The organism is Pedobacter sp., assembly GCF_035566355.1.
Lineage (GTDB): Bacteria > Bacteroidota > Bacteroidia > Sphingobacteriales > Sphingobacteriaceae > Pedobacter.
Genome location: NZ_DATMRL010000723.1, coordinates 1 through 10984, shown reverse-complemented (window position 1 = coordinate 10984; position 10984 = coordinate 1). Strand labels below are relative to the sequence as shown.

9 protein-coding genes are annotated in these 10984 nt (G+C 42.0%); 6 read left to right on the top strand and 3 right to left on the bottom strand.

What is annotated here, in order from left to right; translation table 11 throughout:
- Together VNZ46_RS28325 and VNZ46_RS28320 are read right to left on the bottom strand one after the other, a co-directional pair.
- Nucleotides 1-2516: SusC/RagA family TonB-linked outer membrane protein (locus VNZ46_RS28325; RefSeq protein ID WP_325564890.1), on the bottom strand; the 2516-nt coding region annotated here is incomplete at its 3' end.
- Nucleotides 2517-2721: 205 nt separating this feature from the next.
- Complete coding sequence (locus tag VNZ46_RS28320; RefSeq protein ID WP_325564888.1) at nucleotides 2722-4158, bottom strand: amino acid permease; 1437 nt, start codon at nucleotides 4156-4158, stop codon at nucleotides 2722-2724.
- 166 nt (nucleotides 4159-4324) lie between these two features.
- Between VNZ46_RS28320 and VNZ46_RS28315 the strand changes: the two genes are divergently transcribed.
- From VNZ46_RS28315 to VNZ46_RS28290, 6 genes are all read left to right on the top strand, one after another.
- Nucleotides 4325-6322 (top strand): sensor histidine kinase, encoded by a 1998-nt coding sequence (locus tag VNZ46_RS28315; protein WP_325564886.1) that lies wholly within the window; start codon nucleotides 4325-4327, stop codon nucleotides 6320-6322.
- Nucleotides 6315-6956: a response regulator transcription factor gene (locus VNZ46_RS28310; RefSeq protein WP_325564884.1), complete on the top strand. Its 642-nt coding sequence runs from the start codon at nucleotides 6315-6317 to the stop codon at nucleotides 6954-6956. Before VNZ46_RS28315 ends, VNZ46_RS28310 begins: the two co-directional genes overlap by 8 nt.
- A gap of 96 nt (nucleotides 6957-7052) precedes the next feature.
- Nucleotides 7053-7520: a hypothetical protein gene (locus tag VNZ46_RS28305; RefSeq protein ID WP_325564882.1), complete on the top strand. Its 468-nt coding sequence runs from the start codon at nucleotides 7053-7055 to the stop codon at nucleotides 7518-7520.
- 122 nt (nucleotides 7521-7642) lie between these two features.
- Nucleotides 7643-8386, top strand: a complete 744-nt coding sequence (locus VNZ46_RS28300; protein WP_158275263.1) for a ParA family protein — start codon at nucleotides 7643-7645, stop codon at nucleotides 8384-8386.
- Nucleotides 8387-8390: 4 nt separating this feature from the next.
- Complete coding sequence (locus VNZ46_RS28295; RefSeq protein WP_325564879.1) at nucleotides 8391-8660, top strand: hypothetical protein; 270 nt, start codon at nucleotides 8391-8393, stop codon at nucleotides 8658-8660.
- A gap of 193 nt (nucleotides 8661-8853) precedes the next feature.
- A complete protein-coding gene (locus VNZ46_RS28290; RefSeq protein ID WP_325564877.1) occupies nucleotides 8854-9405 on the top strand; it encodes a hypothetical protein in 552 nt (183 codons plus the stop codon).
- On the opposite strand, the gene VNZ46_RS28285 is transcribed toward VNZ46_RS28290, so the two are convergent.
- A partial coding sequence (locus tag VNZ46_RS28285) for an FAD-dependent monooxygenase (RefSeq protein ID WP_325564875.1) occupies nucleotides 9402-10984 on the bottom strand: 1583 nt, incomplete at its 5' end. The genes VNZ46_RS28290 and VNZ46_RS28285 overlap by 4 nt on opposite strands.

Sequence of the window (10984 nt, the reverse complement as noted above, 5' to 3'; positions counted from 1 at the left end):
CCTGACATTTTCCAGCCATAAAAGGTGCCCAAAGGTAGTCCTTCTCGGGCGATATTGAGGTTTCCTATACCTCCATATAATTCTCCTCCAGGTAAAGAAATTACCTTGTTTCGATTAAAAGACATGTTGAAAGAGGTATTCCATTTAAATTCACCTACCAGGTTCTGGCTTGAAATTTCAAATTCAAACCCTTTGTTCTGGATCTTGCCCACATTAGTGAAACGGGTTTGAAAGCCGGAGGTGCCTGGAATAGAGATTCCAACCAGTAGATCCGAGGTGTTTTTGACATAGTAGTCGGCCAGCAGAGAAATTCTGTTGTTAAAAAAGCCCATATCTAGACCGATATCCATTTGTTCAGTGGTTTCCCATTTCAGGTTCTTGTCGCCTAGTACATTGGGGACGTAACCGGAGTTTCCGAGATAATTATTGCTGCCGCTATATAGAGAATAGCTGGCATAATTAGGGATATTCTGGTTACCCGTGATCCCCCAGCTGGCCCGTAATTTAAGGTTGCTGATGGTTTTGTTAGTTTTTAAGAAATCTTCATCAGAGGCACGCCATGCTGCACCAAAAGATGGAAAGGTACCATACCTGCTATTGCTGCCGAAACGTGAGGATCCGTCTACCCGGATGTTGGCAGTGAAAAGATATTTGCCCTTATAATCATAATTGACTCTTGAAAATGCAGAGGCGATACTCCATTCTTCCGGGTAAGAATTGGCTCCTGTCAATGTTCCGCCGGCTGAAATATATTTGATGTCATTAGAAGGGAAATTGGACCGGCGGGCATCTACAAATTCAATTTTTGATTGCTGAACTGAAGCTCCTGCAAGGGCGTCAATATGGTGCTGTCCGAAATTTTTATCATAAGTTAATGTGGTTTCATTGATCCAAAGCTGATCTCTGGTATTTCTTCTCGCGCCAATACCACCTTGTGCGGCGAAAGAGCGGATGCCATTTGGTGGCATAAAAAAGGTCTCATCGATATAGCTTAAATCTGCCCCAAAGTTGGTTTTTAACGTCAATTCTGGAATAATTTTATATTCTGCAGTAGCACTGGCCAGCACCCGGAAGGTTTGGGCATTATTGACTGGTAAAAGTAACATCGCTACCGGATTCTCCCGGCTCGTATTCACCTGGTCGTAGGCGTAACTTCCATCAGGATTGTATACAGGGATATTTGGTGCAACAAGAATACCGTTTTTTGTCGACCCCTCTTTGGAATTTTCCTCCTGTACACGATCGTTTAAAGCTCTGGTGAGGTTTATCCGTGTTGAAAATTTAAGCTTATCGCTGTGCTGATGGTCCAGGTTCAATCTTGCACTTAAACGGCTGAAGTTGGAGTTTAAAATCACACCGCCCTGACGCATATAGCCAATTGAGGTGTAATACTGGGTTTTATCAGACCCTCCGTGTGCAGAGAGTTCATAACTTCGGGTAGGGGCGGTTCTGAAGATTTGATCTTGCCAGTCTGTATTGATATTGGAATTGGCCAGTATTTCTGCAGGAACTGGGGTTGGGTTTCCATTGGCGTCCAGCAGATATTTGTAGTAGTCTTTCATGTAATCCTGATATTGGGCGGTATTCATGAATTTGTATTTTCGTTCAGAAGGGACTTGAGAAAAACCTTCGTAAGCATTGAAGCTAAAATTGCTGGATCCGGATTCTCCTTTTTTCGTCGTGATCAGTACCACGCCGTTTGCAGCTCGGGCACCATAAATGGATGAAGAGGCCGCATCTTTAAGAATTTCAACAGACTGTACATCCGATGGGTTTATGGAGGCAAGGATATTGATACCTTGGGTTCCTCCACCAAAGTTGAAATCGCTTCCGCCGGTAAAGTTGGTGGTACTGTTTACTGGAATACCATCGACTACATATAGTGGGTCTGAACTGGCGTTAATGGAAGTGGTACCCCGAACCCGGATATTGAGCCCTCCTCCTGGAGATCCTGATTTCTGTGTAACTTGTACACCGCCCGCTTTTCCCTGGATGGCTTGTGTAATGGTGGGCAGTACATCGTTTTTAATCTGGTCTGCTCTTATACTGGAGACTGCACTGGTTAATTTAGCCCTGTTTACCGTACCGTAGCCAGTGCTGACTACCTGAACTTCCTTAAGTGCTTTGGACTCAGACTGGAGTATGGCGTTGACGCTTTTTCTGTTGTTGACCGGCTCTTCTTTCGGTTTATAGCCGATAAAGGAGAAAACAAGGATGGCGTTACCTGTTGCTGCAATCCGGTAATTTCCTTTCGCATCAGTATTGGTTTTTGCTGTAGCGCCTTTTACGGTGATGATCACTCCAGGAAGGGGCCCATTGGCATCGGACACCGTTCCACTCACAGAATCTTTTGCTGCGGTATCCTTGTGCAAAGTATCCTGTTTAGGTATTGATGCTGGAGCTATGGAAGGCTTTATGGTGTCTTTACGGGTCGTGTCAATCTGACCATGAACAATGCTGGTGCTAAACACCAGAACAAGAAGGAATACGAAGTAAGGTAGAGGGGTTCTTTTCATCTGAAATGCGCTATTCTTTAAGTAATGTGCTTATTAATAGCCTAGAGAGGCACAATCTTTGCGCCACACGGTCAGATAATCTTTAAGTGTTTAGGGTAGAAGTGTTTACATTATTTGTGCTGTTTTTTGTTGTAGAACTCTTCTACAGCCTGTAGGAAGAAGGAACAGGTTTTAGTCTTTATCCCCATTAAAAAGGCTTGGAGGCTTAAGCTTGATTTTGCTGGTTTCGTTTTACGAGTAGAAAACACAGATATAACAATAGGATCCAGCCTGGAATCAGTTCTACCGGTAATTTCATTCCGGTTACCCACATGATGACCAATATACCCACCAGAAAGATCAGGCAGATATAATTGGACAGGGGGTAGATAAAAGAAGGGAACTTAGTTTTGATGTTTTCTGCCTTTTTTGCTTTCCTGAACTTTATATGTGTAATACTGATCATAAGCCAGTTGATCATTAGCGAAGAGACCACCAGTGACATCAATATGCCTAGTGCTTCTTTAGGGATAAGTTTATTAACGATAATGCATATGGCGGCAAATACACTGGAAACCAATATTGCCATAATAGGAACATGGCTTTTATTCAGTTTCTTTAAAAACGAAGGGGCATTTCCTTGCTCTGCCAGTCCGTAGAGCATGCGGCTATTGCTGTATACACAACTGTTGTAAACGGATAGGGCAGCAGTTAAAACGATCAGATTGAGCGCATTGGCAATAATACTCGTAAAATAAATGGTTTTGCCAAAAAGGCTAAATTGAAATCCCTTCAGGCTTTCAAAAACCATAACAAAGGGGCTGCTGTCTGTTGTGATATTTTTCCATGGAGATAGAGAAAAAAGGATCACCAGAGCACCTACGTAAAAGATCAGAATGCGGTAGATCACTTGATTTGTTGCTTTAGGGATGGTTTTTTCAGGACTTTCTGCTTCTGCAGCAGTGATTCCAATGAGTTCAAGCCCACCAAATGAGAACATAATCAGGGTAATGGCTGCGAAGAGGCCCTGAAAGCCTCCCTTTCCATCTGAACTAAAAACTCCTTTTGGGAAGAAACCTCCATCATTCCAGAGATTTTGTATGCTGGCGTGTTCGCCACCTGAACCGCTAACCAGAAGGTAAATCCCAAAAAGGATCATGGCAATAATAGCGATAACCTTTACAATGGAAAACCAGAATTCGACTTCACCATAAACTTTTACAGAAGTAAGGTTTAATGCATTTATGGCAAGGAAAAAGAAAAGGCTTGAGGTCCATAAAGGAATTTCAGGCCACCAGAAATGGACGTAAATCCCAATTGCAGTAAGTTCAGACATGCTGACAAGGATATAAAGTACCCAATAATTCCAGCCCGAAGCAAAACCGGCAAAGGATCCCCAGTATCTATAGGCAAAATGGCTGAAACTGCCAGACACAGGTTCTTGTACAACCATTTCCCCCAACTGGCGCATGATGAAAAAAGCAATGATACCAGCGAGCGCATAACCAAAAATTACAGAAGGGCCAGCAAGTACGGCAGCGGGCCCTATACCCAGAAACAACCCGGTACCTATGGCACCTCCAAGGGCAATAAGTTGGATGTGTCTGTTTTGTAAGCCTCGTTTTAACTTTTGATCGTCGGATTTCTCGTTTGCTGGTTTCAAAGTAATATGCGTTTGGTCAGATGGCAAAAATGTGAACTTATATTCACTTCCACGATTAAAAAGGGCAAATTTTAGTAAAATATTTTTAAAACGCGATCTACTACCTGCTTTCAGGTATTTTTAAAAGAAGGAAATATATTTCTGTAAATGTTCTATATACTTGTATATGATCCCCAGATTCCTCCTTGTTTTTTTTCTGCTTGCAACAGGGGCGCTGGCAGTTAGAGCCCAGTTGCCTCTGGACGAGCAGAACTATGTGCAGCGATTGGAAAGCAGTACAAAAGAAGGGGCTACGGACAGTATTAAGGCCATGGCAAACTTTGAACTGTCAAAATACTGGGCGCTTACAGATACCATTAAATCAGCTGTATACCTGATCCAGGGACAGGGACTTGCAAAGAATTATTCAGGTTTGCAAATCTTAAACCTGTACTATAAAGCCTTTCTTTTAAGCAGGAACAACCTGGATGCGGCAGAGAAATTATACATCAGGACAGAACGTTTACTGGCAGCTGTCCCGGGCCGGGGCACAGATCTTTTCAGGGCGAAGATCTGGTATGAACTGGGGATTATCAAGATCAAAAAAGACACCTATAACCTTGCGGCAGATATCATTCTGAACAAGTCTATTCCATTGGCAGGAGCAGCGGGCAGTCCATCTTTCATCGGTACAAATTATTTGTTGCTGGCCAATATATTTAAAAATGCAGGCCAGCATGATAAGGCAGAAACGTATTGTTTAAAGGCAATAAAAATCTTTAAAGAAAATCAAAAGGATGCGGGTGAATTGATAGATGCCTTTCAGACCCTGGCGGAAAATTATACACTTTCCGGCAGGAACCAACAAGGAAGAGCCATTCTGGACAAAGCCTGGCAAATGCTGCGTCCTTATCCGGAATCACAGCGGCTTCTGGATTATTATGCTGCGGAGTGTTTGTATTTTATTGTGGCCAATCAATTCGAGAAAGCCTTAGTAAGCATTGACAAAGGTTTAGTGTTATCTAAAAAACTAAAGGTTTCCTATAAAGAGGACCGCCTGCTGCTGCAAAAATTCTATGCAAGCTACTATAACAAGGATTTTGAAGAGGCGAAGAATATTCTGCGTTACCTGCTGAAACAAGATATGATGATGGCCCTGTCGGTGAACCGCCTGCAACTGTATCATGGTATGGCAGTCAGTTATGAAGGATTGGGGAAAATGGGTTTTGCCTATACCTGGATGAAACGCTACAGCAACCTGAGTGACAGTGTATCAGAAAGTAAATTGAAGAATGAGGTTAATGCACTGGAAGTAAAATATAAAAATGCTGAAAAGCAACAGGAGATTAACAAGCTGAAAGCCGATAACATACAGGCTGCCATGGCTGTAAATAACAACCGGCTGATCAGCTGGCTCCTGGGCACGGTAAGTCTCTTCTTGATGGTTGTTGCACTATTGCTGTATTTGTATTACAGAAACAATAAAAAACTCCTCGTACAGAAAGAACTTAGTTACCGCCAGCACTTAAATGAGATACAGCAGCAACAGCAGTTACAGTACAGTCAGGCCATGCTGGAAGGAGAGGAACAGGAGCGCCGCAGACTTGCGCGGGATCTGCATGATGGTTTAGGTGGAATGCTGGCCGGAGCAAAGATCAATCTATCCGGACAACTGGAAAATCCGGTTTCGGAACTCCAGAAGGTAAACCTTCAGAAAGTAATCGGGCAATTGGATAATTCTGTTACTGAACTGCGGCGGATTGCCCATAATATGATGCCGGTCAACTTGCTGAATTTTGGCTTGAAAACTGCCCTGAAAGATCTTTGTGAAACATTCATTACACCTGCAACCCATATTGATTTTCATGCCTTTGAGATTGAATCCCCTATTCCTGAACAAATACAGATCAATATTTACAGGATTGTGCAGGAAATGCTGGCCAATGCCGTCCGCCATGCAAACGCGACAAATATTTTGTTGCAGTGCAGCCGGAATGACAGTATATTTCTGATCACTCAGGAAGATAATGGTAAAGGATTTGATGTTAACTCTGCCCATCTTGAGGCTGGAATCGGGCTAAGCAACATCAGGAACAGGGTAGGCTTTCTGAAGGGGAAGATGGATATTGAATCAACAGCAGATAAAGGAACCATTATAAATATAGAACTTCATGTAGATGGATAAAGCAGGATTAGTGATTGTTGACGATCATCCGATCGTATTGGAAGGTTTGCAAAAACTCCTCACCGATGTAAACGAAATTGAAATTAAAGGATGTTTTACTAGTGGAGAGAGGTTTATGTCCTTTCTCAGAGACAATGAGGTCAATGTCGTATTACTGGACATTACCCTTCCTGATGCTAACGGAATTGAACTTTGTAAAGATATTAAGATGATCTCTCCCCAGACCCATGTGCTGGCGCTTAGTAACCACAGCCAGCGCAGTATCATTTTACAGATGCTGCAAAACGGGGCTACCGGATATATGCTGAAAAACGTCTCCTCTGAAGAACTGGTCAATTGTATCCATGATGCGCTTCAAGGCCGGATCACGTTCAGTAATGCCGTGAAAGAGATCATGGCCCAGCCTACCATCCGCGAGCTGAGCGGACCTCCCAGATTGACCAGAAGGGAGGTGGAGATATTGGGCCTGATAGCAGGAGGGGATACGACCTCTATGATCGCTGAATCCCTCTTCCTGAGCCCCCTTACCGTAGAAACCCATAGAAAGAACCTACTGCAAAAATTTCAGGTCAAAAACGTAGCCTCTTTAATTAAAATCGCTATGGAGCAGGGGCTTATACCAGAAAACAGGTAGATATAAAACCACTTTTTATGGTATTGATACAGAGTTGATGAGGAGTTAATTTTGGAATAGAAACAACCATTACTAATCGTTTAACCTCTAAAAACTATGAAAAACATTTCCATGATGTGTGTGACCCTTTTGATCTTTGGCAGCACGTCACTTAAGGCACAAAATGTATTTGACAAAATTGACAATGCACTAAACAAAGTAGATAAAGCCTCAAATACGGCTGGAAAAGCCGGTGGGACTGGAGATAAACTATTGGGTTTTTTCTCTAAAAAGAAGAAAGCAGGTGATGTGGCAGCTCAGAACAGTACGGTTATTACCATTAATGGAATTGATTTTGGTGCTTTAAGAGTATTGAACGAAAATATTCAGAAATGTAAAGGGGTAGAAAGCACTAAAATGAAATATGCAGCAAGTGGTTCTATCGTCCAGGTTCAGCATACCGGTTCATCTGAAGATCTTTTAAAACTGATCCAGAAATCAGATGCGAAAGATGTCTTTGCTGACAAGAACCTGGAAGGGCTGGAGGACGGCAAAATTGCAGTGACCCTGGGTAAAAAGAAGTAATATAAATTTTAGCAGCTGAGATTCAGCATTATCAGTTTTTTTAGCGAAAAAACAAACGCAATGATGGTAAGATGTCAGGATATCTTACTATCATTGCGTCTGTTGTATATAGATATATTGATATGAAGATCATAGCTGTTATTAATCACAAAGGCGGAACTGGAAAGACAACTTCCACCTTAAACATTGGAGCCGGATTGGCGCGTATTAAAAAAAAGACCCTGCTGGTTGATATAGACCCTCAATCTAATTTAACAGAGGGATTGGGACTAAGGGATGTTAAAGTGTCTATCTACGATAGTATAAAAGATGATACCGCTCTTCCTATTGAATCTGTTTCTGAGTATCTGGATATCGTTCCTTCTTCCCTGGATTTGCTGGGTGCAGAGATTGAGCTGGTTTCCCGGTTAGGAAGAGAAACCATTCTAAAGAGATTATTAAAATCTGTACAGGGAAAATATGATTATGTGCTGATTGACTGCGCACCAGCTCTAGGTATGCTTACCGTAAATGCGTTGGTTGCTGCCGATACCGTGATGATTCCATTAGAAGCTGAATATTTCGCCTACCGGGGGATTGACAGGCTGGTGTCCATCATCTCTGATGTAAGAACGCATTACAATGAGGACCTGACCATTGGTGGAGTATTCATTACAAAGATCAATCCACGGAGGGTAATTACGGAGCAGATTACAGCCAGCATAAAGAAATATTTTAATGATAAACTATTTGATACTTCGATCAGGATCAATGTTTCGTTGGTAGAGGCTCAGCTTAAGGGGGTAGATGTATTTGAGTATGCACCTCTGTCCAATGGAGCAGTAGATTATTCAGATTTGGTAGATGAAATTTTAGTTAAACTATAAGGTTATGGCAAAGAAAAACTTAGGCGATATAGAAGATAATAATAAGAATTTAGGTGGAGTGTCTGCCTTGTTTAACTCTCCTGTAAAAGGAAATTCGGCAAAAGATGATTCTGTAAAAGAGGTGAAACAGAATAAGCTGGCTGAAGAGGAAACAACCTACCCGTTAAGGCTCAGGAAGAGTGCTTTAAAGGCATTGAAAATTCTGGGTGCTCAGAAAGGAATTACAGTGAAGGAATTGATCTTATCTGTTATAGAGAAAGAGTACGATTTGTAAATTTACTGATAAGGATCTCCTATAAGGCAGCTGCATATCAGCTGCACACAAAGTGCATAACTTGCTCGCAAAATAGTACCCTTTCGCGAATAAGTTATGCACTTCGTGTGTTTTTAGTGTGCCCCTGCTCATTGACTGACATTGTTTGCTCTGGCATGAAAAATGGTATAACATATAAGTTAAATGAAAAGATATGGCTATACCATCGTTGAAGCGGGTAAATTTTAAAAAGGTGAAAAAAGATGTGGGCGAAGGTTTTAAAAACCTTGCTGCAGGGGGTTTTAAACAGATTTTTAATCAGATTGATCAATTAAATATCAAAAAAGGAGTGGACAGTATGGGGATTGATAAATTTATCAATCAATGTGCTTTACTGGCGGCGGGGTCTGGTTTAATTACTGGAGTAGGTGGAATTAGCACCATGCTGATTGGTACTCCTCTTGATGTGATTAATATCATTACTCAGCAATTTCGGGTTACACTGGCCGTTTCTTATCACCACACAGGCGCGTACAAAGTTACTTTTGATGATTTCTTTAAAATCGTGGCATCTTCTGTTAAGGCAGATACCAAACTGGCGATCAGTAAAAATATCATGGAGGAAGTCGCGGAGAAAATCCTGGCTAATTTAGGGTCAAAAGTAGGTCGACGCCTCGTACCTGTGGTTGGCGGTCTGATTGGTGGAACGGTAAATTATCTGTTCATAAAAGGGGTTGCAAACGAATTGAGGAAAACTGAAAGCTAGGCCTTGCGGAATAAAATTGACTGCATCACTTCCACTACATTGCCAGATGTTAGTTTAGCTGCGATGAAATCATCGGGTCTGATGAGCAGTGCTTCATCTTGCGTGGTATGGGTTAGTTTTTTCCATTTCTTCAATAGGTTTTCGTTGTTTAATGCGATCAGTTGAATATTAATGTTTAATTGTTGCTGCACTTGGGCCACTTCAACCTGCCAACTTTTATTGCTGTCAGCGATTAATATAAACTGACCCCTTACCCAGTCCAGTGAGGATAGGGTATGTGATTCATTAAGCCAAAGGTGCGGAATCCGGGTTCCTGCTTGTCCGGTAAAATAGGTAAAGGGCAAATGAGCGTCTCTTTTAACCGCTGGTGAATTATAACCATAATCGGGTAAACCCATCAGGTCTTTGGCTTTGGTGACCATCAATACGCTATTTATCAATCCATTTTTGTCTGCCAGTTGACCTGAGAGCGTGGCGTAATAATCGCCTATGGGCTGACGTTCCATATGGTATGTGTCTAGCAAGGAGTCGTTTGAACCATATTTCAATACCGCTGCCAGTTTCCAGGCTAAATTCTGTACATCTTGAATTCCTGTATTTGCACCTTTCCCTGCATAAGGTGTCATGGTATGCGCAGCATCTCCTGCAAGAAAAATCCTTTTGATACGCATTTGCTTGGCAATAGCCACAGTAAGTTGCCACGGCAAAACTTTAAGAATGCAAATTTTTATATCCGGAATGCCCAAAACATGCCGAAGGATGGAGATTAGTTTTTCTTCAGGATAGCTGGCTATGGTTTCTCCGTTTTCAGGATAGAAACGTAAATGAAATGCCCATTTGTTTTTATTGTTGATGGCCAAAAGAAAACCTGTTATTTCTGGTGTTTCGATCAGAAACTGGCTAAATTCTCTTCCTTTCACCAGGAGTTCCAAATCAGCTTCAAAATAGATATTGAGCAAATTGGTCCAGGAACCATTGCCAGATACAGGAACATTCAATTGTTTTCTCACCAGGCTGTTTGCTCCATCTGCTGCGATCATATAGTCTGCGATGATTGTATATTGTTTGTTGGTTTCTCTGTTTTCTACTAAAATTTCCACTTCGTTTTCACGGGGATCGAAACTGAGCATCTCCTGGTCAAAACGGAGATCCCGACCCTTTTTCTGCGCGGTTTTATAGATAAGGGCTTCGCTGATATCCTGTGTACAGCGACAGACCGTTTCAGGAGATTTTTCAACAAAGGATTTCATTTCTTTTTGTGCCTCTATTAATTGGCTGGGCGTTATTTTACCAACAGGGTTTTGTAAAGCCTCGATCATATTGTTTCCCCGTATAATACCCCAGGCGGGTGCTAATGATTTTCCTCCTTCACGTAAATCCTCACTAAGCCCAATTGCTCTGAATAACTCCATCGTTCTAACGTCAATAGTTCTTGAACGTGGATGTATTGAGGTCCCTTTGTGTTTTTCTATCAGGATAAAGTCCACTCCTTGTTGTGATAAATATAGTGTAGCGGCGAGCCCGGTAATTCCACCACCCAGAATTACGACCTGCGTTTTTTCAGTTTGCTGTTCCATTT

Bases quoted from the DNA above. Each gene is read 5' to 3' on its own strand.
- VNZ46_RS28290 (WP_325564877.1), top strand. From the start codon at position 8,854: ATGGCTATACCATCGTTGAAGCGGGTAAATTTTAAAAAGGTGAAAAAA.
- VNZ46_RS28295 (WP_325564879.1), top strand. From the start codon at position 8,391: ATGGCAAAGAAAAACTTAGGCGATATAGAAGATAATAATAAGAATTTA.
- VNZ46_RS28315 (WP_325564886.1), top strand. From the start codon at position 4,325: ATGATCCCCAGATTCCTCCTTGTTTTTTTTCTGCTTGCAACAGGGGCG.
- VNZ46_RS28310 (WP_325564884.1), top strand. From the start codon at position 6,315: ATGGATAAAGCAGGATTAGTGATTGTTGACGATCATCCGATCGTATTG.
- VNZ46_RS28305 (WP_325564882.1), top strand. From the start codon at position 7,053: ATGAAAAACATTTCCATGATGTGTGTGACCCTTTTGATCTTTGGCAGC.
- VNZ46_RS28300 (WP_158275263.1), top strand. From the start codon at position 7,643: ATGAAGATCATAGCTGTTATTAATCACAAAGGCGGAACTGGAAAGACA.